We start from the raw sequence: 21,522 nt of genomic DNA, 5'->3' as shown, positions 1-21,522 counted from the left end.
TAATAGGGTATTAAGTGTTAAAATGTTCTAATGAATTGAAAATGAAAGGAGATATCATCATGAAATTTGCAATTATTACTGACGTGCATGGTAACTTTGATGCATTAGAAACTATATTGGATGATATTGATAATAGAGACGATATTGATAAAATTTATAATCTTGGTGACAACATTGGAATTGGTCACGAGACAAATAAAGTATTAGATCATATATTTGATCGTGACGATATGGAAATGATTGCAGGGAATCATGATGAAGCTATTATGTCTGTTGTTAATGGCACTCCTTATCCGGATGATTTAAAAGATAAGTTTTATGAACACCACCGATGGATTGCAGGCCATTTAGATGAAGACTATTATGAAGAACTCAATCAATTACCACGTTATATTGAAAAAACAATTTGTGGGAAAAAAGTATTATTTATCCATTATGAAATAGAGAATGATAAATTGTCTTCGTCAATTGATGAACAACCATTTAGTCCAATCGTTAAAGATGATGAAAATGAAATGACTCAATTATTTGCGGATAAAGATGCTGATTTAATCATATTTGGCCATAACCATCGTTTGCATATGTTTGATGACAAAAACAAAATGTATTTCAATCCAGGTGCTGTTGGATTAAATAATGGATCACATGCTGTATATGGTATAGTAACGGTTACTGACACAGACATTTCATTAGAAAGAGTTAAATTAGCATACGATAATGAAGAATTTTTAGAAGGATTTGAAGCGAAACAGGTACCTGCAAAAGAACTTATATTTGAAAAATTTATGTAATTAAAAGTTGCCCCATCATTAGATTGATGGAGCAACTTTTTTATATTAATGATGATGAACGCCAGTACAAAGTGTTGTTTCGTCATGATCATGATTTGCTGTTTCTAATTGAATTGTCATATGTTGAATATTTAAATGTAATAAATCATGTTCGATACGTTTAAGTAATTGCTCGCAGTCTTTGACAGTTAAAGTATCTGGCACAACGGCATGGCAACTTAATGCGTTCATATCATTAGATATCGTCCATACATGATAATCATGGACGCTTTGAATTTCAATGTTTTTCGTTAAAGTTTGAATAACGATATCTAAATCAACGTCGGTTGGTGTGCCTTCCATTAATATATTTAAAGATGATTTAGCAATACCATAAGCACTTTTTAAGATAATAACAGAAACTAAAATACTTGCTATCGGGTCAGCAATCGTCCAACCCAATGTCCAAATTAATATTGCAGCGACAATTGCACCAATAGATCCAAATAAGTCACCAAGTACATGTAAGAATGCACCGCGCATATTTAAATTGTGTGAAGTATCTCCACCTTTAAACATTAAAAGTGCAATGACAACATTGACAATTAAACCTAAGATACTGATGACAAACATTTCTTTTGATTGAACTTCTGGTGGCGTGAAAAAGCGTTTAATAGCTTCTATAACGATTAAAATACTAATGACAAATAGTGTAACACCATTAAAAAGTGCCGCTAAGACTTCAAATCGTTTATAACCATAGGTCTTAGATACTGTTGCATGTTTTTCAGCATAGATAAATGCAATGAGTGCTACTAATAGTGATAGGGCATCACTGAACATATGGAAGCCGTCAGAAAGTAAGGCCAGACTATTGGCTAAAAAACCGCCAATAATTTCTACTAACATAAATAGGGCTATAATAATAAATGAGATTAATAAGATTTTTTTGTTGTTTGTATGTACATGCCCGTGTGCGTGTGAATGTGCATGATCATGATGATGTGTTGACATATTATTTTTCACCTTCTATAGGGTGACTCGCATGATGAATTGCTTGTTTCAATAAAGTAGAAACATGTTGGTCATCTAAAGAATAAATCATACTTTGACCCTGACGTTTTGATTTTACCAGATTTACCGATTTTAAAAGTTTAAGTTGATGGGAGACATTAGATTGAGTTAACGACAATGAATGTGAAATGTGGCCAACACTTGCTTCACCTGACGCTAATAATTCCATGATTCTAATGCGGTTAATATCACTTAAAGCTTTGAAAATATCTGTCACTCGTTCTAAAGTTTGTTGATTAGACATGTCTATATTCTTTTCAGTCATACGAACACCTCTTAATATATGAATATGTATTCATATATTAATATAAACTAGTACGTATTTTTAGTCAACAGAGATTTAGCGTTTAAATAATGAGGAAAAAGGTAAGAATAATGATATAAGTTTTTAAGGAGGACGTTTAATATGAGTATTTTGATTATAGGCGCTAATGGTGGCGTGGGCTCTAAGTTAGTTGATCAATTAAAAGATGATAATGTTGATTTTACTGCAGGTGTGAGAAAAGATGAACAAGTTAAAGCATTAGAAGATAAAGGTATTAAAGCTTTAAATATTGATGTTGAAAAAGAAAGTATTGAAGAATTAAAGAATAAGTTTCAATCTTTTGATAAAGTCCTTTTCTCAGTGGGTTCTGGTGGTAGTACTGGAGCTGATAAAACAATATATGTAGATTTAGATGGTGCAGTAAAAACGATTAAAGCAAGTGAAGAAGCGGATATTAAGCATTATGTAATGGTTTCAACGTACGATTCAAGAAGAGAAGCGTTTGATCAAAGTGGCGACTTAAAACCTTATACTATCGCTAAGCACTATGCGGATGATTATTTAAGACATTCTAATTTAAATTATACCATTGTGCATCCAGGTGGTCTTAAAGATGACAAAGGTACTGGTCAAATAAAAGCAGATTTATATTTTGATAGTTATGGTTCAATACCACGAGAAGATGTAGCTAGTGTGTTAAATTACGTAGTAACTTCTGATAAATTCAACAAGCAAGAATTTCAAATTTTATCTGGTAATGAATCTATTAAAGATGCATTAAAATCTTACGAATAATGAAGTAGTAAATATAGAGATATACAAATATATAGGGCGAGCAAGTCATTGCTTGGCCTATATATTTTTTATACTTTTTAACCCCAAACAATGAAATATACTGTTACTATTCATTTGGATTATAAATTGATATAATATCGGAGATCACCTTAAATGTACTAAGAAAGTATAATTAAAAGTAATGAATGACATAAATATCGATTGAAAATAGTCAATAATCATCTTAACCATAAAAATATGAATTGTGATACAATCACATATAGTGAGTTAAATTTATTAATTGTTGATATAAACATTAATAATGAAATACATAGTATACGAATCGTTGATTGAGTATTGGTCAATGATAATTACATAAACATCAAGAGTAATGGAGGTGTAGACATGCCACTGTTTTTAAAACCTATTTTCCATGAGAAAATGTGGGGTGGTAATAAATTAGAAACCTTTGGATACCAACTACCCAATCAACAAATTGGAGAATGTTGGGGAATCTCAGCTCACCCTAATGGTAAAAATATAATTAAGAATGGTCCCTATGCAGGTCAAACTTTAGATCAAGTATGGGCAGAACATCGAGAATTATTCGGTGAGTTTCCAAGTAAGGATTTTCCATTGCTCGCTAAAATTGTTGATGCAGAATCACCGTTATCTATTCATGTTCATCCTGATGATTCTTATGCTTATGAAAATGAGAATGGTCAATATGGAAAATCAGAATGTTGGTACGTGATTGATGCAGAGGAAGGGTCTGAAATTATATTAGGTACAACTGCAGATTCAAAAGAAACATTTAAACAGCATCTAGATGCTGGTACTGTCGAAGATACATTAAGAAAAGTAAATGTAAAGTCGGGTGAATTTTACTTTGTACCAGCTGGAACAATTCATAGTATCGGTGCTGGTATTGTTGCATATGAAGTTATGCAGTCTTCGGACATTTCATATCGAGTTTATGACTATCAACGCGATAATCATAACGGTGAGTCAAGAGAACTTAATATTAATAAAGCATTAGATGTTATGGCATTTAATAATGAATTGCCTAATATTGTTCCAGAAAAAGAAATTATAGAAAGTCATCAATGCACACATATTGTTTCTAATGATTTCTTCACTATAGTTAAATGGGAAATTTCAGGAACATTAAATTATATGAAACCACGCGAGTTTTGTTTAGTGTCTGTAATAGATGGTGAAGGGAAATTAATTACAGACGGTGATATTTTTGATATTCAAAAAGGAAGCCATTTTGTCCTGACTTCAGAGGATTTAGATAATGTATTTGAAGGCGACTTTTCTTTAATAATTAGTTATATCTAAAGTATTTAATGATTAAATAAAGGATGTTCAAATTATGAAACAGTTTTTATATATTTCATTACTATGTGGCGTTATTGCAGGTGCAGGTGTATTTCTAAATATGCCACATTATCCTTCATTAATGATTCCTAGATTAGTTGCTATGATAGGGGTTTTTAGTGCAGCTATCACGTTTCGAGATAAAGAAAGCAGTGCCATGTTATCTTTAGGTGGAGTGATGATTAATTTATTGCCACTTCTCGGTTCATTCGTACCTTCTCATTAAATTTGAAAAAATGTCTTTGTTAAATTAATAACTAAAAATAATTTATATATAGACTAATGCGGATTTTAGCATTAGTCTATTTTTAATTATTTAAGTCCTGAATGATTGCTTTTTAATAAAATATTAGAAAAATAGTTGTAGTAGTATTGGTGTGTTAGATATAATAAGGTAATTAAAATAACTTATTTTACATATAATAAGGTGAGGAGATTCGTGATGACAGAAGAAATCAATTACTTTTGGTTAAATTGTGGTTATAATAGATGGAATCATAATGAACCATTAGTAGGTCAAACGACATTATTTGAATCAGGTGCACAATTTAATCCTACTCAAGGATTTAGAGCATTTAAAAAAGCAAAAGCCGGCGATCAAGTCATCTTTTATCAAGTACAAACAGATACAGGATTGCTAGGTTTTGGAGAAATACTAAGTGTTCAAGCAGGTGCACAAAACAAAATTAGAGTTGAATTTAAATTTAATGAAACGTTAAATCCTTTAACAACGGATTATTTAAAACGTAGTGAAGCATTAGATTTTAGAATGAGTAATATGAAAGAAACACTATTTAATCAAATTAGAAAAGAAGAATTTGATCTTATCGTTCAACTTGGTAAAGGTGAAACAAAAATTCCGCGTTATTTCTTTCTGTCAGAAACAGAAGATTTTGAACCGGGAAAAAGCTATACAATATACACGCATACCTACAATGGTATTAAACGTAATGGCTATCACTTTTATACACAGTTAGAAGTTGGAGATAATGTAATTATATACAATAAATATCAAAATCAATCTGTAATTGGTGTGGGTGAAGTAACTAGACATATCCATGAAAAGCCACCTATTCCCGGCAGAACCAATAGTACAGCTATTGAAATTATGTTTGGTAAACATATTACACCAATATCACTTGGTCATTTGAACAAGCATCCGAAGCTTAAAAACTTATATTTCTTACAAGAAAATGCTAAACAAGCAATAGCAAGTATGTCACAAGTTCAATATGATGCTATTTTAGAAATGAGCGATAATAACGGTATTAAGAATCCATTTGAAACAGTGGAGAAATCACATTTACTAGAAGAGCAACAACAAGAAACAACAATTAAGCCTTTTATTTTACTAGTTGTTGATAAAAAAGAAGAAGGTTTAAAAGCTGCAAATGATTTATTACAAAAGACAAATGCTAATCCAATTATTACATCTGGACATCCAGATTTTAGCGAAGATATGTTATATGGTAAGTACCTACCTAACGAAAGTGGTGCGTTATACTATCGTGAAGGTTTTATCACTCAGAATATGCCTAAAAAAGATAAAAGCTATCTTGTAATAGACAACTTTAATAGAATAGATCCTGACATATTCCAAACTTATATCAATGTGCTTGAAGGTTATGAAGTGACATTACCAAGATATAACAAAGAAGGTAATATGATTAAGTGGTCAAAAGAAAAAGACTCATTTTATCATTTTAATCCTAACTGGCACATTATTGGTGTCACTTATGACTCATTAGAAGAAATTCAGCAAAAATATTCTCAACAATTTTTAAAATATACTAGAATAGTAAAAGTTAACCAAGACTAACCCCTAAGTTGATTTTATGAATTAATCATATAGTACCCTATGATTGAATAGGTGATGTATGAACGCATTCATAAAATCAACTTATTTTTTTATCAAAAAGTCGATGTTTTGTTTATAAAAAGAGAAATAGGAAAAATAATAAATGAGATAAAAAGGAGTGAGGTTATTATGGCAATTATTTATTATGATGGCAATTGTGTTTATTGCTATAACTATGCGATATGGTTAATTCAAAAAGGTTTATCACACAAATATGAATTTGCAACATTAAAAGGTGAGTACGGTCAACAGTTGTTTAATCAACATCCCGAGGCGAAGGATAGAAATAGTGTAATTGTAGTAGATGGAGACCATATTGAATATGAATCTACAGCGATTGCTTCACTTATAACGTCACTGCCTAATCAGTATAAATTTTTAGGTTTATTATTATATGTCGTACCTAAGCCAATTAGAAATTTTGGTTATCAATTATTTGCTAATAACAGAGATAAAATGTGGCACACACATTGGCATCAACCTAATGCTTATGAGAAATCATTCTTTTTAGATGATAATGAGCATGTCAAATTGACTTATTCTCAATTATAGTATTTAATTGAGAAAAGAAATTACTAATTAAAAAAGTATAATCATAGATAAAGTTTTATATCTTGAATAAAGTGATTCATTTGTGAACATAATTCGAACTTGTTTATAATAATTCTAAACAAGAGTATCATTTTACTTTACAGATTATAATGATTCTAATATAATAAAGGTATAGTCAATGAATTAAAGGAGCGTATATTAATATGACAAATCATAATGAAGTAGTAAAAGAATTAAACCAACAAGTTGCTAACTGGACAGTTGCTTATACTAAATTGCATAACTTCCATTGGTATGTAAAAGGACCTAATTTCTTCTCATTACATGTGAAATTTGAAGAGTTATACAATGAGGCTGCACAATATGTAGATGATTTAGCAGAACGTATTCTAGCAGTTGGTGGTAATCCTGTTGGAACATTGAAAGAAAGTCTAGATATGTCAATCGTTGAAGAAGCTGGCAAAGGTTACGCTGCTGAACAAATGGTTGAAGAATTATCTAAAGATTTCACAAACATTTCAAAACAATTAGAAAATGCTATTAAGGTAGCAGGTGACGCTGGCGATGATGTATCTGAAGATATGTTTATCGGTATGCAAACGTCAGTAGATAAACATAATTGGATGTTACAATCTTATTTAGGTAAATAAGACGACTATAAAATTAAGCTAAGAGGGACTTTGATTAAGAAAGTTCCTCTTAGCTTTTCAAAAAAGATTTTACTAAATAACAACGCCATTGTTTCTTGTTATTTAGTAAAATCTTAATAAAAGGACCAAGCACATCTATTAAAAGTGCTTGGTCTTATTTTTATTCAGCTATTTCTAATGCAATTTCCATCATTTGTGTAAATGATGTTTGACGTTCTTCTGCAGTTGTTGCTTCATCTCGTAAGATATGATCGCTTACTGTGAAAACGCCTAATGCTTTTTTACCAGCATGAATGGCATTTAAATATAACCCAGCTGATTCCATCTCAATGCCTAAAATCCCCATTTTCTTCCATGCATCATTAAACGTTTCATCTGCATTGTAAAAAGTATCTGATGATAAAACGTTACCAACATGAGATACTGCGCCGATATTATCAGCAGCAAGTTTTGCTTTTGTCACTAAATCAAAGTCAGCGATAGGTGCAAAATGACCAGGAATTTGATATTGATCAACATAATTTGAGTTAGTAGATGCAGCTTGTGCGATGATGACATCATATAAATTTACATGTTCTTGTAATGCACCACATGAACCCACGCGGATGATTGTGTCTACATCAAAGAAATTATAAAGCTCATACGAATAAATACCTATACTAGGTATACCCATACCAGAACCCATAACTGAAATCTCTTTACCTTTATATGTTCCTGTATATCCAAACATATTACGAACTTCATTGAATTGTTCAACATTTTCTAAGAAGTTATCAGCAATGTATTTTGCACGTAGTGGATCACCTGGCATTAATACTGTTTTAGCGATTTTAACTCCATTAGGTTGAATATGAGGTGTGCCTTTTGTCATTTGTTATCTTCTCCTTAATTACATGATTATGTTTAAGATAACATTTGTTTAAATTTATTGCTAATTTTTGTACTATATAGTTGAAGGGTATGTTTAACGAATGCATTCGTTCACCGCATGAGTTGGACGAAAATAGCATTTTAAATAAGTGAGGAGGACCTTTTAATGAATTATGCAAAATATATAGACCACACACAGTTAAAACCTGAATCAACACGTGAACAAATCGATAAAATAATCAGTGAAGCTAAGGAATACGGTTTTAAATCGATTTGTGTTAATCCAACACACGTGGAGTATTCAGCAGAACAATTAAAAGGAACAGACGTATTAGTATGTACTGTCATCGGTTTTCCACTCGGTGCATCGACTAAAGAAGTAAAAGCATTTGAAACGAAAAATGCCATTGAAAATGGTGCTAAAGAAATTGATATGGTGATTAATATTGGTGCATTAAAAGATAAGCGCTTTAACGATGTCAAAGAAGATATAGAGAGCGTAGTGACTGCAGCGAATGGTAAGACGGTTAAAGTCATCATAGAAACTGTCTTATTAACAGATGAAGAAAAGGTAAAAGCATGCGAGCTTGCAAAAGAAGCGGGTGCACATTTTGTTAAAACTTCTACAGGATTTGCTGGTGGAGGTGCTACAGCTGAAGACGTTAAATTAATGAAAGATACAGTCGGTGATGCATTAGAAGTCAAAGCTTCAGGCGGTGTACGTAATTTAGAAGATTTTAATCGCATGTTAGAAGCAGGTGCGACACGTATTGGCGCGAGTGCAGGTGTACAAATTATTCAAGGGTTAGAATCAGATTCAAGTTATTAATTCATCTCATTAAAGTAAAGAAGCGCAAATCAAGAAACAATCATCTAAAAAGGGGCTGTTTTTATGAGAATGATAGATATTATTGAAAAGAAACGTGACGGGAAATCATTAAACAAGGAAGAAATCGACTTCTTCATCAAAGGCTATACCAATGGAGATATACCAGATTATCAAGCGTCAAGTTTAGCTATGGCAATCTTCTTTCAAGATATGAATGAAGAAGAGCGTGCTCACTTAACAATGGCAATGGTTAATTCTGGAGATGTCATCGATTTATCTGATATTGAAGGGATTAAAGTAGATAAACATTCTACAGGTGGTGTTGGTGATACAACAACATTAGTACTAGCACCATTAGTGGCTTCAGTAGGTGTTCCAGTAGCTAAAATGAGTGGTCGTGGATTAGGCCATACAGGTGGCACAATTGATAAATTAGAGTCTGCGAAAGGTTTTCATGTTGAATTAACTGAAGATGAATTTATTAAGTTAGTCAATGAGAACCAGGTCGCAGTTATGGGACAATCTGGTAACCTAACACCGGCAGATAAAAAGTTATATGCATTAAGAGATGTTACTGGAACTGTCAATTCTATTCCTTTAATCGCATCTTCAATCATGAGTAAAAAAATTGCAGCTGGAGCTGACGCAATTGTTCTAGATGTAAAAACAGGTAGTGGTGCATTCATGAAGACACTGGAAGATGCCGAAGCTTTAGCGCATGCGATGGTAAGTATTGGTAATAACGTTGGAAGAAATACAATGGCGATTATTTCTGATATGAGTCAACCTTTAGGTAACGCGATTGGTAATGGCTTAGAGCTAAAAGAAGCAATTGAAACACTACAAGGACATGGTCCAGATGATTTAACAGAATTGGTACTTACATTAGGTTCACAAATGGTTGTACTTGCTAAAAAAGCAGATAATTTAAAAGATGCACGTGAATTATTAGAAGCAGCAATTCAATCTGGTAAAGCTTTAGATAAATTTAAAACTTTTATTAGTAATCAAGGCGGCGATGTAAGCATAATAGAACGTCCTGACAGTCTTGAAGATGCGAAATACAAAATTGAATATACTGCTCAAAAGGATGGTTTTATATCAGAAATGGTGGCTAATGAAATTGGGGTTGCATCAATGATGTTAGGTGCAGGTAGACAAACTAAAGAAGATATCATCGATTTAAGTGTGGGTATCGTTTTAAATAAAAAAGTCGGCGATAAAGTAAATGCTGGTGAGTCTATCCTAACCATCCATAGTAATAAAGAAAATGTAAATGATATATTTGATAAATTAAACGAAAGTATTAAAATTGATAGTGAAGGTTACACACCAACATTAATACACAAAATAATTACCGAGTAGGAGATGTAAATATGACTACACCATTTAAACGTGTGCATCTAATTGTGATGGACTCAGTTGGTATTGGCGAAGGACCTGATGCGGCAGCATTTAATGATGAAGGTTCACATACTTTAAAGCATACACTTGAAGGTTTTGATCAGTCATTACCTCATTTAGAAAGATTAGGATTAGGAAATATCGATCAATTACCAGTTATCTCAAGTGTTGAGGAACCTCAAGCTTTTTATACAAAATTAAGTGAAGCTTCAGTAGGTAAAGATACAATGACAGGGCACTGGGAAATAATGGGATTAAATATTATGCAACCATTTAAAGTATACCCTGATGGTTTTCCTGATGAATTAGTTCATGAAATTGAAAATATGACAGGTAGAAAGGTCGTTGCTAATCGTCCTGCGTCTGGTACTCAGATTATTGACGAGTGGGGCGAACATCAAATGAAAACTGGTGATTTGATTGTATATACAAGTGCTGACCCAGTACTTCAAATTGCGGCACATGAAGATGTGATCCCTTTAGAAGAACTATATGATATATGTGAGAAAGTGAGAGAGTTAACTAAAGATCCTAAGTATTTAATTGGCAGGATTATTGCTCGACCATATGTTGGTGAACCTGGTAACTTTACACGCACATCTAATCGTCACGACTATGCATTAAAGCCGTTTGGTAAAACAGTTATGAATGCATTAAAAGATAACGGTTATGATGTTATTGCAATCGGAAAAATTAATGACATCTATGATGGTGAAGGTGTAACTGAAGCTATCCGAACTAAAAGCAATATGGATGGCATGGATCAATTAATTAATGTTGTAAAAAAAGATTTCAATGGATTAAGTTTTCTTAATTTAGTTGATTTTGATGCACTATACGGTCATCGTCGTGATAAGCCAGGATATGCACAAGCAATCAAGGACTTTGATAATCGATTGCCCGAGCTTATCGACAACTTAAATGAAGATGATTTAGTAATTATTACAGCAGATCATGGTAATGATCCAACAGCTGAAGGTACAGACCATACTAGAGAGTATATACCTGTACTAATGTTTAGTCCGAAAATCAAAAAGTATCATGAATTACCTGGAGATACAACATTTAGTTCATTAGGTGCAACAATTGCAGATAATTTCAACGTAGAAATGCCCGAATTTGGAAAAAGTTATTTAAAAGAAATGGGAGTGGAACACGAATGAAATTTCTAAGATGGTTATTAGGTATTAGTTTTGGAACAGCAGGTGTATTACATTTTACGAGAGAAAGACAGTTCAGAAATATAGTGCCTGATTATTTACCTTTACAAAAAACAGCAGTACTTGTAACTGGTGTTTTTGAAATATTCTTTGGTATCGCATTACTTATTAAACGCCCAGCAAGCTGGTTGAAAAAAGGAATAAATCTATTCTTATTAGCAGTTTTACCTGCCAATGTTTATATGGCTAGAAAAAAACTACCACTTGGTGATAAAGAAGTGCCAGCATGGGCATTATGGTTACGTTTACCATTACAATTTGTACTTATTAGTCTTGTAAAAAAATTATAAAATTAAATAAGCCAGGATGTTAGCTTCATTACTAACATTCTGGCATTTTTAAAAGTATTTTAAAGTAAAATGACATGTTAATAAGGAGTATTGTTGACGAGACGCCTGAGGGAGCAGTGCCAGTCGAAGACCGAGGCTAAGACGGCACCCTAGGTAGGGACCCAATACAAAGAAACTGATTAAATCAGTTTCTACAAGTAATGCAAGTTGGTCAAAGCGATGTCAGTCAATATGTAGTATTAAATATAAATAAAGCACAATGATGATTTGAAATTTCAAATCATCGTTGTGCTTTTATATTGATATTTATGTCATAAGTTCTTATTTTTATACAAATATTGTTTTATTGAGCATTGCCAAAAACATCGTGCCATTGATTACGCTTATCTAAGAACGCTTGTGCGATTTCTTTAGCGCCTTCAAGTGAATGACTAGCAGCCCAACCACATTGTACTTCATTACATGCAGGGACTTCTGTTGCATTTAAAACATCATATAGAGTTTTTTCAACAATATCTAATACATCTTCATAATCATCATGGTTAATAAAAGATACATAAAATCCTGTTTGACAACCCATTGGGCTTAAGTCTACTACTTTATCTGTATGGTTTCTGATGTTTTCTGCCATTAAATGCTCTAGTGAATGTAAACCAGGCATTTCCATATGTTCTTTGTTAGGTTGTTTAAAACGAATATCATATTTGTTAATTTTGTCACCATTTAATCCTTCCATTGTACCTGCTAATCGAATAAATGGTGCAACTACTTTTGTATGATCTAAATTAAAACTTTCTACGTTCATTTTAGGCATTATATTTTCCTCCTCAAATATACGAAACAACTATATTATTAATAACTAAATTGTAACAATACTGTTTTGTTTTTACAATTTCGAGGTAACAGTATCTTATGTTAAATTTACAAGTTTGAATAGTGAGAAAATTGTGTAAATATTTATAAATGTAATGACATTTAAATCTAAATCCGATAGAATAAGTAATAATTAATTGATAGATGTGGTCATTATAGTGCAGTCGTAGAATGGGAGTTAGGTAATATGAGTAAGAAACAAGATATATTAGATTATATTGAAAACAATAAATATGATTATGTAGAAATGAGTCATCGAATACATGAAAGACCAGAACTTGGTAATGAAGAAATTTTCGCTTCAAGAACATTAATTGATTGTTTGAAGACGAATGGATTTGAAATTGAAACAGATATTGCTGGGCATGCCACAGGATTTATTGCAAGATATGAATCAAAGAATGAAGGTCCAACCATTGGCTTTTTAGCAGAATATGATGCATTACCGGGATTAGGTCATGCATGCGGACATAATATTATCGGTACGGCAAGCGCATTAGGTGGTATTGCTTTAAAGCAGGTCATTGACGATATTGGCGGTTCAGTTGTGGTACTTGGATGTCCAGCAGAAGAAGGCGGAGAAAATGGAAGTGCTAAAGCATCATATGTTAAAGCAGGTATCATTGATGAGATTGATATTGCATTAATGGTACATCCAGGAAATGAAACTTACAAAACAATAAATACATTAGCTGTAGATGTATTAGATGTTAAATTTTATGGAAAAAGCGCACATGCTTCTGAAAATGCGGATGAAGCTCGAAACGCATTGGATGCTATGATTTCATATTTTAATGGTGTAGCACAATTAAGACAACATATTAAAAAGAGTCAACGTGTACATGGGGTTATTTTAGATGGTGGTAAAGCAGCGAATATTATACCTGATTATACACATGCTCGCTTTTACACAAGAGCCACAACAAGAAAAGAATTAGACGTTTTAACAGAAAAAGTAAAACAGATAGCAAGAGGTGCGGCAATTCAAACAGGTTGTGATTATGAATTTGGTCCAATTCAGAATGGTGTGAACGAGTTAATCAAATCACCAAAATTAGACGATTTATTTGAAAAATATGCTATTGAAATGGGGGAAGCAGTCATTGATGATGACTTTGGATATGGTTCAACTGATACAGGTAATGTAAGCCATGTTGTACCAACTATACACCCACACATTAAAATTGGATCAAGAAATTTAGTAGGACATACCCACCGATTTAGAGAAGCAGCAGCTAGTTTACAAGGTGATCAAGCACTCATCAAAGGCGCAAAAATTATGGCCTTAATGGGATTGGAAATAATTGAAAACCAAACATTATTCGATGAAATAGTTGAAGAACATCATCATATGAAAGGACATGTGAAATCATGAGTGAAAACGTATATAGTCCCAAATTAACATTAAGCGATTTATATAATGATGATGTTGTTTATACATCTAGGCCTTCCTATATATCTAATCCATGGCTAAAGCCTGATGAACATCAATCTAATTTTTTAACTGGTCGAGAGCTGTTAATTGCGAATCAGTTTCCAGTTATTGTACATGAAGCAAGTGTAACTTCTAAATTAGAGACATTATTTAAAGAGGTGGGTAAACAAATTCCGCCTCATATTTATCAGTTTAGAGATCAACAAACTTATGAATCTTTAATAAAAAAATTGGCATATGAAAATAATAAAAAATTATATTTCCAATATATTCATGATGACGATGTACTAGAGAAGTCATACTATGCATTAAATAAAGATGTGTTTGTAGCGCTTAACAACAAGGCGAGAATTCCGGAATGGACAGATGGTAAATACCTTCCAAAGAGAGAGATTGTTCCTATAGAGTCTTTCAAAGATGCAATAAAGAATTGGCAATATCCTTTTGTTATTAAACCAGGGGATGATTTACCAACCGCAGGAGGATATGGTGTGATGATTTGTTATAATGATCATGATCTTGCCGAAGCTCAAAAGCGCATCGAGGAAGCAACGGAAGCAACTGATCAATTAATTATTGAACAAAAAATTGAAGCTGTACAAAACTATTGTGTTCAATTTGCTTATTCTGAAGACATCGGTATTCAATATCTAGGTACTGCTCGACAATTAACAAATGATTATGGTTTCTATAATGGTAATGAAAATGTAGATGATGTGCCACAACATGTCATAGATGCAGGTCGAGAAATTATGTCAATCGGTGTAAGCTTAGGTTTCTTTGGTGTTGCGGGATTCGATTTGTTGTTAGATGAAAACAATGACGTATACGCTATAGATTTAAACTTTAGACAAAATGGTTCAACTAGTATGTTACTCTTATCGGACGAATTAACAGACGGATATCATAAATTCTATAGTTACTTTTCAGATGGAGATAATAATCATTTCTTCAATACCATCTTAAAATATGTGAAAAAAGGTGTTCTATATCCTTTATCTTATTATGATGGTGATTGGTATGGTAAAAATAAGGTGAGCTCTAGATTCGGATGTATTTGGCATGGTAAAGACAAAGCATCGATTCAAAAATTGGAGAAAGCATTTTTAGAAGAATTAAAAGCTAAATAATATTGTGAAAACTCTTGAAATTTAAGTGATAGGCTTAAGTTTTAAGAGTTTTTTTAAAAAAGGAAAAATGAAAAAAGTGAGCGTCAAGTATACCATTCTTACCTTATTGACTAACATTAATGAGTATTTTAATATTTTAAGTAAGGAATAAAAGAATATCTATGAATCGAGGGTGTAAAATGTCTTACAAAGAGGAATCGTTTTTCAAAGAAATGTTAATAAATGAGTATATTTATTTTGCTTCAAAAAATAAAAAAATAGTACGTTTAATGAAAAATGAACAGTCCTATGTAGCTGTATGGACAGATACAGACACTGCGAAGCAATATTTAGATGAAAACGACATCAATTACGATAAAGTAATACAATTAGATTTAGATCGCTTTGTCGCATATGATTTAGAAGAATTATTTGATGAAACGGATAAGGTAATGATCAATACGACAAACAATAATGAAGGTGAACTTGTCAATATCTATGATGTCACTAGAGAATTGATGTCAGAATTGGATAAAATCAGAGTGAAAGAATTTGTTAGAGATGTAGCGAAATATGATCATGTATATGGGTTAACTAATAAGAATGAAAAAAATTTTATTTTAATAGATGATGGAAGAGAAGACAAACCACAAATTATGCCGGTGTGGAGCTTAAAAAAAAGAGCTCAAAAAGTAAAAGACGAAGACTTTGAAGAATGTGATTTAATTGAAATTGAAGCCAGTGTTTTTGGCGAATGGTTAGATAAATTACGTGATGATGATAAAGGCGTTGGAATAGACTTAAAACCAGGTGTTATCGGAACAATAGTATCAGCCCAAAAATTATCTAACGAAACAACTTTTTAATAAAATAGAAAAAGAGGTTGAGACATTAAGTATTTGTCTCGACCTCCTTTTTTTGTTTAATTATGATCATTCAGATGTATTGCACCAATTGCCCCAGAAAAGGCTCCATGTTCAATGTAAAATGGATTGAATCCTCTTAATACAGTATAATCTTCAATTACTTTACGTAATAACGGATTATTGTTGAATGAAGAACCTATGTAAACAACATTATCCGTTTGATGTTCACGAGCAACTGTGATAGACATTGTTGTAATGACTTCTCCCACAACGCCCACTACAGAGGCTAGTTTATTCTCTATTGAAAAGTCTTCATTCATATGATGTAATACATTCCCAAAGTTTGCTGCTGTTAAATCACCCGGAATAGGAGGTTCGCAATCTTTATAAATATGTTTGACTTTTAAATCAATCGTATCTCTGTCGCCTTTTTGAGCCAAATCTGTTAATTGTTTATAATCTGAAATTTGACTTAATAAGTATCCAAGACCCTGAATCATACCGCCACCAGTACCGATACCTCCAACACGTTGTTGCTGATGACCATCAAAATAATGTAGTGAAGTACCTGTACCTACATTAGCAAAAATATATTGATTAATATCATGACCTTGTTCTTTAAGTAAAATACCTAGTCCTTTTGAAGCAGCATCAAACTCAACAAAATTTTGAGTGGGTTTTGTTAGTTGTTCAGCTATTATACTTGCTTGTCCACCAGTCAAACTTAAACTTTCGAATTCAATGTGGTTTAACCACTGTATCACTTTATCAATATTAATGGTAAGTTCGGTGTGATATTCACGTTTATCTTCGAATTCTTGAACGATTTTAATTAAAGTTCCACCAGCATCGATTCCAATTTTCATTTCCGCATTCACCTCAAATCAAAAATCCATCACCCATAATAGTATAATAAATTAAGGGAAATACAAGAGTTTATTTTATTTTAAAAAAATAAAACCATCAAACAATGCAATTCAATTACAATTCTAAAAGAGTACTTTGTATACATTTAATTTGGTAGATATTTTAAATTTTATGAGAATTCATATTACAATAGGGTAAAGTAATATATAATAAGTGAGTAATTAAAGATAGGGGATTAACTTATGAATATAAAAAAGCAATTTGAAGATATAACGATTCAAGTGTTTGAAGAACAATATCGTGAAGATATATTAAATTTTGAATTAAGTGAGAGACAACAAATATATTCTTCATTACCTAAAACGGTTTTAGAAGAAGCGCTGAATGACGAAAATCGTGTTGCTAATATTGCAAAGAATAAGGATGGAGAAGTAGTGGGGTTCTTCGTATTACATCAATATTATCAACATGAAGGTTATGATACACCTGAAAATGTCGTTTATGTACGATCATTGTCAGTTAATGAACGTTATCAAGGACATGGCTACGGTACTAAAATGATGATGTATTTACCTCAATATGTACAAGCGTTGTTCCCAGACTTTAACCATTTGTTTTTAGTTGTTGATGCTGAGAATCAAGCAGCTTGGAATGTGTATGAACGTGCAGGTTTTATGCATACAGCTACAAAAGAAGAAGGACCAATTGGTAAAGAAAGGTTGTATTATCTAGATTTAGATTCTAAACATGTGTCTTCATTGAAACTCGTTGAAAACGAATCTTCAGAAGAAGCTAATATTCATTTAATTAACTTACTTAAAGATGGAGAAAAAGTAGGTTTTATAGGTATTGAACAGATTGAAGATAGAATGCGCATTTCTGGAATTGAAGTTAATAAAACGCATCGAAATGAAGGTATAGCAGAAAGTGCATTAAGACAATTACCGACCTATATACGTAAAAACTTTGATAATATTAAAGTATTATCCATTACATTGTATGGAGAAAATAACGAATTAAGTCCACTGTGTATTAATAGTAACTTTGTAGAAGTAGAAGAAGCAGAGGATTACATTCTATTTGAAAAATATATAAATTATTAACAGAGATTGCGTAAACGCCCATTGTCATTTATAATTTATTTTTGTTACTATTAATTAACGAAATTTGACCTACTAGTTTAAGATAAAAATCCTTTGAAAGGAAGTATTTTATAATGAAAATTAAAGATTACACAAAAGAAATGGTAGATGAAAAATCATTTATCGATATGGCTTACACACTTCTAAATGAAAAAGGCGAAACAATGAATTTATATGATATTATTGATGAATTCAAAGCCTTAGGTAATTACGAATACGATGAAATTGAAAATCGTGTTGTTCAATTCTATACAGATTTAAATACTGATGGTCGTTTCTTAAATATCGGCGAAAACCAATGGGGGATTCGTGATTGGTATTCAGTAGATGATATTGAAGAAAAAATTGCACCAACTATTCAAAAATTTGATATTCTTGATGACGATGATGAAGAAGATAAAAACCTTAAATTATTAGGTGAAGATGAAGCGGATGACGATGATGATATTCCAGCAGTTACAGACGATCAAGAAACATTAAATGATCCTGAAGATGAACAAGTCGAAGATGAAATTAATGAAACTGATATCGTTATTGACGAAGAAGATGAAGATGACGATGATGACTTTGATGATGAAGAAGAGGAAGAAGAATATCAAAGCTAAATTTCTAATTGACTTTTAGTATAAAAATGATAGAATTTTATTTGGGCTCCTTTAAATAGGACACGTGTATAAATATTATACGCTCCCCTTACAAATATGTGAGAGGGAGCGTTTTTTTATTTTAATAAAATAAGATTCCAATGTAATGTTTAATGTTGTAGAATGAATATTATTTAAAAGTAATGACTAAATACATTGTGACATAAAGCATATGTGAATGTATTAAACACATTGTTCCTTTCTAATTAAATACATACTTAATTTATAGTAAATGCTTTTGATTTTAAGTAAATAATATGCAAACTCTAATAAAATTCAGGAGGTCAAATCATGACAAAGTTTATATTTGTAACAGGTGGCGTAGTTTCATCATTAGGTAAAGGGATTACTGCTGCATCTTTAGGAAGATTATTAAAAGATAGAGGTCTTGAAGTTACGATTCAGAAATTTGATCCATATTTAAATGTCGATCCAGGAACAATGAGTCCTTATCAACATGGTGAAGTTTTTGTAACTGATGATGGGGCTGAAACGGATTTAGATTTAGGACACTATGAACGTTTTATCGATATCAATTTAAATAAGTATTCAAACGTAACTGCAGGTAAAGTATACTCACACGTCTTGAAAAAAGAGCGTCGTGGTGATTATTTAGGTGGAACAGTACAAGTAATTCCACACATCACTAATGAAATTAAAGAGCGCTTGTTATTAGCTGGAGAAAGTACTAATGCTGATGTTGTTATTACTGAAATTGGTGGTACAACAGGGGATATTGAGTCTTTACCATTCTTAGAAGCAATTCGACAAATTAGAAGTGATTTAGGTAGAGAAAATGTAATGTATGTTCACTGTACACTATTACCATATATCAAAGCAGCAGGCGAAATGAAAACTAAACCAACGCAACATAGCGTTAAAGAATTACGTGGATTAGGTATCCAACCAGACCTAATTGTTGTTCGTACTGAATATGAAATGACACAAGACTTAAAAGATAAAATTGCTTTATTCTGCGATATTAATAAAGAAAGTGTTATCGAATGTCGTGACGCTGATTCATTATATGAGATTCCACTACAATTGAGTAAACAAGAAATGGACGACATTGTTATTAAACGTCTACAATTAAACGCTAAATATGAAACGCAATTAGATGAATGGCAGCATTTACTAGATACTGTAAATAGTTTAGATGGTAAGATTACCATTGGTTTAGTTGGTAAATATGTAAGCCTACAAGACGCATATTTATCTGTGGTAGAATCACTTAAACATGCAGGTTATCCATTCAAAAAAGATGTTGTTGTTAAATGGATAGATTCAAGTTTAGTAACAGATGAAAATGTCGAAAGTTACCTATCTGATGTAGATGGTATTCTAGTACCAGGTGGATTTGGTTTCCGTGCTAGCGAAGGTAAAATTTCATCAATTAAATATGCACGTGAAAATAATGTTCCGTACTTTGGTATTTGTTTAGGAATGCAATTAGCTACAGTGGAATTTGCACGTAATGTTTTAGGTTTAGAAGGTGCACATTCAGCTGAATTAGATCCTAGCACACCACATCCAATTATTGACTTATTACCTGAACAAAAAGATATTGAAGATTTAGGTGGTACTTTAAGATTAGGATTATATCCTTGTACAATTAAAGATGGTACTTTAGCACATTCTATTTATAATGAAAATAATATTGAAGAAAGACATCGTCATAGATATGAATTTAACAATGATTATAGAGAGCAATTAGAAGCTAATGGAATGGTATTCTCTGGAACAAGTCCAGATGGAAGATTAATTGAGATGGTAGAGATTCCAGAAAAAGATTTCTTTATTGCATGTCAATTCCATCCAGAGTTTTTATCTAGACCAAATAGACCGCAACCTATTTTTAAAGCATTTGTTGAAGCAGCTTTAAAACATCAACAAAAATAATATTAATAAAGCCTATGGATATGAATTAGTTCATACCCATAGGCTTTATCATTTTATAATTCTAAATCACGTGTCATTTCAACCATTTGTGTATAAATATCATAATAAATATAGTTAAAAGCAATAGGGTGAGGTTGTACTATCTTATCGTAATCTTCAGTGTATACGATCGGTCTAGGTGTAGACAAGTTGATAAAATGCATTAAATGTTCAGGGAAATCATCTCGTTTAGGATGATTGCATACAAGTACAAAGTCGACATCTGTTTCAATTAATTGTTTCACGTCACATTCGACGTCTTCATTATATGTAGGTGAAAATAAAAATACGCGATCTGTTGTATCTAGTTCTTCAAAGTTATTTAAATCTGATAGTGGTAAGCTCGATTTTAATTTTTCATGACTATTTAAAATAAAGTCTTCATAAAATTTTAAATCGTCATATCCTTTAACATAAACATGGCCTTCTCCACCAATAGCTTGAATTAAACATTGTGCACCCATTTGTACATCTAATGCTTGTTTTTCTATTCTATCGAAGATACCAATTAATTGCGTATTAAGTATTTTTGACATAATTTTCCTCCATTCTATTCATTAAAATATTGTAAATAAACCCATGATTGAATGCAATGATTAAAACTAATTATAATTGGATACGTTTCCAAATCTAGTAGTGGTAAGGATTGTGAAAATTGTAAATTTTAAATCATCTATTCGAATGCATTTAAGTAGTAATTTTGTTATAA

The 21,522-nt window shown here is 31.9% G+C and carries 23 protein-coding genes; 17 read left to right on the top strand and 6 right to left on the bottom strand.

Annotation, left to right across the window (positions count from 1 at the left end; genetic code table 11):
- The first annotated feature begins 59 nt into the window (after positions 1-59).
- The gene (locus ACZ267_RS10780; protein ID WP_079449131.1) at positions 60-791 is read left to right on the top strand and encodes a metallophosphoesterase family protein; all 732 of its coding nucleotides are present in this window, start codon (positions 60-62) and stop codon (positions 789-791) included.
- A gap of 45 nt (positions 792-836) precedes the next feature.
- Here ACZ267_RS10780 and czrB read toward each other — a convergent pair whose 3' ends face one another.
- Together czrB and ACZ267_RS10770 are read right to left on the bottom strand one after the other, a co-directional pair.
- Positions 837-1,784, bottom strand: a complete 948-nt coding sequence (gene czrB / locus ACZ267_RS10775) for a CDF family zinc efflux transporter CzrB (protein ID WP_002467237.1) — start codon at positions 1,782-1,784, stop codon at positions 837-839.
- Position 1,785: 1 nt separating this feature from the next.
- The gene (locus ACZ267_RS10770; RefSeq protein ID WP_002467218.1) at positions 1,786-2,109 is read right to left on the bottom strand and encodes an ArsR/SmtB family transcription factor; all 324 of its coding nucleotides are present in this window, start codon (positions 2,107-2,109) and stop codon (positions 1,786-1,788) included.
- A gap of 141 nt (positions 2,110-2,250) precedes the next feature.
- On the opposite strand from ACZ267_RS10770, the gene ACZ267_RS10765 reads away from it, so the two are divergent.
- The 6 genes from ACZ267_RS10765 (at position 2,251) to ACZ267_RS10740 (ending at position 7,326) form a co-directional block, all read left to right on the top strand.
- A complete protein-coding gene (locus tag ACZ267_RS10765) occupies positions 2,251-2,904 on the top strand; it encodes an NAD(P)-binding oxidoreductase (RefSeq protein WP_002467233.1) in 654 nt (217 codons plus the stop codon).
- 384 nt (positions 2,905-3,288) lie between these two features.
- The gene (locus ACZ267_RS10760) at positions 3,289-4,227 is read left to right on the top strand and encodes a type I phosphomannose isomerase catalytic subunit (protein ID WP_002467207.1); all 939 of its coding nucleotides are present in this window, start codon (positions 3,289-3,291) and stop codon (positions 4,225-4,227) included.
- A 34-nt stretch (positions 4,228-4,261) separates the two neighbouring features.
- A complete protein-coding gene (locus ACZ267_RS10755; protein ID WP_002467225.1) occupies positions 4,262-4,492 on the top strand; it encodes a hypothetical protein in 231 nt (76 codons plus the stop codon).
- Positions 4,493-4,708: 216 nt separating this feature from the next.
- Positions 4,709-6,085: an EVE domain-containing protein gene (locus tag ACZ267_RS10750; protein WP_015364814.1), complete on the top strand. Its 1,377-nt coding sequence runs from the start codon at positions 4,709-4,711 to the stop codon at positions 6,083-6,085.
- Between the two features lie 168 nt (positions 6,086-6,253).
- Entirely contained in the window at positions 6,254-6,676 is a 423-nt protein-coding gene (locus ACZ267_RS10745; RefSeq protein WP_002467208.1) for a thiol-disulfide oxidoreductase DCC family protein, read from the top strand.
- A gap of 203 nt (positions 6,677-6,879) precedes the next feature.
- The gene (locus tag ACZ267_RS10740; RefSeq protein WP_002467230.1) at positions 6,880-7,326 is read left to right on the top strand and encodes a Dps family protein; all 447 of its coding nucleotides are present in this window, start codon (positions 6,880-6,882) and stop codon (positions 7,324-7,326) included.
- A 160-nt stretch (positions 7,327-7,486) separates the two neighbouring features.
- Here the strand turns inward: ACZ267_RS10740 and deoD are convergent, their stop codons facing one another.
- Entirely contained in the window at positions 7,487-8,197 is a 711-nt protein-coding gene (gene deoD / locus ACZ267_RS10735; RefSeq protein WP_002467212.1) for a purine-nucleoside phosphorylase, read from the bottom strand.
- A 165-nt stretch (positions 8,198-8,362) separates the two neighbouring features.
- Between deoD and deoC the strand changes: the two genes are divergently transcribed.
- The 4 genes from deoC to ACZ267_RS10715 all read left to right on the top strand — a co-directional run bounded on the left by deoC (position 8,363) and on the right by ACZ267_RS10715 (position 11,939).
- Entirely contained in the window at positions 8,363-9,025 is a 663-nt protein-coding gene (gene deoC / locus ACZ267_RS10730; protein ID WP_002467224.1) for a deoxyribose-phosphate aldolase, read from the top strand.
- Positions 9,026-9,088: 63 nt separating this feature from the next.
- Positions 9,089-10,390 (top strand): pyrimidine-nucleoside phosphorylase, encoded by a 1,302-nt coding sequence (locus tag ACZ267_RS10725; protein ID WP_019236012.1) that lies wholly within the window; start codon positions 9,089-9,091, stop codon positions 10,388-10,390.
- A gap of 11 nt (positions 10,391-10,401) precedes the next feature.
- The gene (gene deoB / locus ACZ267_RS10720) at positions 10,402-11,592 is read left to right on the top strand and encodes a phosphopentomutase (protein ID WP_015364816.1); all 1,191 of its coding nucleotides are present in this window, start codon (positions 10,402-10,404) and stop codon (positions 11,590-11,592) included.
- A complete protein-coding gene (locus ACZ267_RS10715) occupies positions 11,589-11,939 on the top strand; it encodes a DoxX family protein (RefSeq protein WP_002467236.1) in 351 nt (116 codons plus the stop codon). Before deoB ends, ACZ267_RS10715 begins: the two co-directional genes overlap by 4 nt.
- Positions 11,940-12,282: 343 nt before the next feature.
- Here ACZ267_RS10715 and ACZ267_RS10710 read toward each other — a convergent pair whose 3' ends face one another.
- A complete protein-coding gene (locus tag ACZ267_RS10710; RefSeq protein WP_002467219.1) occupies positions 12,283-12,753 on the bottom strand; it encodes an S-ribosylhomocysteine lyase in 471 nt (156 codons plus the stop codon).
- A 246-nt stretch (positions 12,754-12,999) separates the two neighbouring features.
- On the opposite strand from ACZ267_RS10710, the gene ACZ267_RS10705 reads away from it, so the two are divergent.
- The 3 genes from ACZ267_RS10705 to ACZ267_RS10695 all read left to right on the top strand — a co-directional run bounded on the left by ACZ267_RS10705 (position 13,000) and on the right by ACZ267_RS10695 (position 16,222).
- Positions 13,000-14,187, top strand: a complete 1,188-nt coding sequence (locus ACZ267_RS10705; RefSeq protein WP_002467217.1) for a M20 family metallopeptidase — start codon at positions 13,000-13,002, stop codon at positions 14,185-14,187.
- Positions 14,184-15,377: an L-aspartate--L-methionine ligase LdmS gene (ldmS, locus tag ACZ267_RS10700; RefSeq protein WP_002467222.1), complete on the top strand. Its 1,194-nt coding sequence runs from the start codon at positions 14,184-14,186 to the stop codon at positions 15,375-15,377. Before ACZ267_RS10705 ends, ldmS begins: the two co-directional genes overlap by 4 nt.
- Before the next feature lie 179 nt (positions 15,378-15,556).
- Positions 15,557-16,222 (top strand): DUF2750 domain-containing protein, encoded by a 666-nt coding sequence (locus tag ACZ267_RS10695; RefSeq protein WP_002467223.1) that lies wholly within the window; start codon positions 15,557-15,559, stop codon positions 16,220-16,222.
- Positions 16,223-16,278: 56 nt separating this feature from the next.
- Here the strand turns inward: ACZ267_RS10695 and coaW are convergent, their stop codons facing one another.
- Positions 16,279-17,088, bottom strand: coding sequence for a type II pantothenate kinase (gene coaW / locus ACZ267_RS10690; RefSeq protein ID WP_015364817.1), 810 nt, complete (start codon positions 17,086-17,088; stop codon positions 16,279-16,281).
- 243 nt (positions 17,089-17,331) lie between these two features.
- Here coaW and ACZ267_RS10685 point away from each other — a divergent pair, with 243 nt between their 5' ends.
- The 3 genes from ACZ267_RS10685 to ACZ267_RS10675 all read left to right on the top strand — a co-directional run bounded on the left by ACZ267_RS10685 (position 17,332) and on the right by ACZ267_RS10675 (position 20,774).
- Positions 17,332-18,192, top strand: coding sequence for an N-acetyltransferase family protein (locus ACZ267_RS10685; RefSeq protein WP_463680317.1), 861 nt, complete (start codon positions 17,332-17,334; stop codon positions 18,190-18,192).
- A 113-nt stretch (positions 18,193-18,305) separates the two neighbouring features.
- On the top strand, positions 18,306-18,836 hold the full coding sequence (gene rpoE, locus ACZ267_RS10680; RefSeq protein ID WP_002467228.1) for a DNA-directed RNA polymerase subunit delta: 531 nt from the start codon (positions 18,306-18,308) through the stop codon (positions 18,834-18,836).
- A 330-nt stretch (positions 18,837-19,166) separates the two neighbouring features.
- Positions 19,167-20,774, top strand: a complete 1,608-nt coding sequence (locus tag ACZ267_RS10675) for a CTP synthase (RefSeq protein WP_015364819.1) — start codon at positions 19,167-19,169, stop codon at positions 20,772-20,774.
- A gap of 53 nt (positions 20,775-20,827) precedes the next feature.
- Here the strand turns inward: ACZ267_RS10675 and ACZ267_RS10670 are convergent, their stop codons facing one another.
- The gene (locus tag ACZ267_RS10670) at positions 20,828-21,349 is read right to left on the bottom strand and encodes a DUF2529 domain-containing protein (RefSeq protein ID WP_002466744.1); all 522 of its coding nucleotides are present in this window, start codon (positions 21,347-21,349) and stop codon (positions 20,828-20,830) included.
- Positions 21,350-21,522: the final 173 nt, after the last annotated feature.

Source organism: Staphylococcus sp. AC872 (genome assembly GCF_979255425.1).
This window is presented reverse-complemented; position numbering and strand designations above follow the sequence as displayed.

What these genes read in the sequence shown, in the direction of transcription:
- ACZ267_RS10780 (WP_079449131.1), top strand. Translation starts at nt 60, where the DNA reads ATGAAATTTGCAATTATTACTGACGTGCATGGTAACTTTGATGCATTA.
- czrB (WP_002467237.1), bottom strand. Translation starts at nt 1,784, where the DNA reads ATGTCAACACATCATCATGATCATGCACATTCACACGCACACGGGCAT.
- ACZ267_RS10770 (WP_002467218.1), bottom strand. Translation starts at nt 2,109, where the DNA reads ATGACTGAAAAGAATATAGACATGTCTAATCAACAAACTTTAGAACGA.
- ACZ267_RS10765 (WP_002467233.1), top strand. Translation starts at nt 2,251, where the DNA reads ATGAGTATTTTGATTATAGGCGCTAATGGTGGCGTGGGCTCTAAGTTA.
- ACZ267_RS10760 (WP_002467207.1), top strand. Translation starts at nt 3,289, where the DNA reads ATGCCACTGTTTTTAAAACCTATTTTCCATGAGAAAATGTGGGGTGGT.
- ACZ267_RS10755 (WP_002467225.1), top strand. Translation starts at nt 4,262, where the DNA reads ATGAAACAGTTTTTATATATTTCATTACTATGTGGCGTTATTGCAGGT.
- ACZ267_RS10750 (WP_015364814.1), top strand. Translation starts at nt 4,709, where the DNA reads ATGACAGAAGAAATCAATTACTTTTGGTTAAATTGTGGTTATAATAGA.
- ACZ267_RS10745 (WP_002467208.1), top strand. Translation starts at nt 6,254, where the DNA reads ATGGCAATTATTTATTATGATGGCAATTGTGTTTATTGCTATAACTAT.
- ACZ267_RS10740 (WP_002467230.1), top strand. Translation starts at nt 6,880, where the DNA reads ATGACAAATCATAATGAAGTAGTAAAAGAATTAAACCAACAAGTTGCT.
- deoD (WP_002467212.1), bottom strand. Translation starts at nt 8,197, where the DNA reads ATGACAAAAGGCACACCTCATATTCAACCTAATGGAGTTAAAATCGCT.
- deoC (WP_002467224.1), top strand. Translation starts at nt 8,363, where the DNA reads ATGAATTATGCAAAATATATAGACCACACACAGTTAAAACCTGAATCA.
- ACZ267_RS10725 (WP_019236012.1), top strand. Translation starts at nt 9,089, where the DNA reads ATGAGAATGATAGATATTATTGAAAAGAAACGTGACGGGAAATCATTA.
- deoB (WP_015364816.1), top strand. Translation starts at nt 10,402, where the DNA reads ATGACTACACCATTTAAACGTGTGCATCTAATTGTGATGGACTCAGTT.
- ACZ267_RS10715 (WP_002467236.1), top strand. Translation starts at nt 11,589, where the DNA reads ATGAAATTTCTAAGATGGTTATTAGGTATTAGTTTTGGAACAGCAGGT.
- ACZ267_RS10710 (WP_002467219.1), bottom strand. Translation starts at nt 12,753, where the DNA reads ATGCCTAAAATGAACGTAGAAAGTTTTAATTTAGATCATACAAAAGTA.
- ACZ267_RS10705 (WP_002467217.1), top strand. Translation starts at nt 13,000, where the DNA reads ATGAGTAAGAAACAAGATATATTAGATTATATTGAAAACAATAAATAT.
- ldmS (WP_002467222.1), top strand. Translation starts at nt 14,184, where the DNA reads ATGAGTGAAAACGTATATAGTCCCAAATTAACATTAAGCGATTTATAT.
- ACZ267_RS10695 (WP_002467223.1), top strand. Translation starts at nt 15,557, where the DNA reads ATGTCTTACAAAGAGGAATCGTTTTTCAAAGAAATGTTAATAAATGAG.
- coaW (WP_015364817.1), bottom strand. Translation starts at nt 17,088, where the DNA reads ATGAAAATTGGAATCGATGCTGGTGGAACTTTAATTAAAATCGTTCAA.
- ACZ267_RS10685 (WP_463680317.1), top strand. Translation starts at nt 17,332, where the DNA reads ATGAATATAAAAAAGCAATTTGAAGATATAACGATTCAAGTGTTTGAA.
- rpoE (WP_002467228.1), top strand. Translation starts at nt 18,306, where the DNA reads ATGAAAATTAAAGATTACACAAAAGAAATGGTAGATGAAAAATCATTT.
- ACZ267_RS10675 (WP_015364819.1), top strand. Translation starts at nt 19,167, where the DNA reads ATGACAAAGTTTATATTTGTAACAGGTGGCGTAGTTTCATCATTAGGT.
- ACZ267_RS10670 (WP_002466744.1), bottom strand. Translation starts at nt 21,349, where the DNA reads ATGTCAAAAATACTTAATACGCAATTAATTGGTATCTTCGATAGAATA.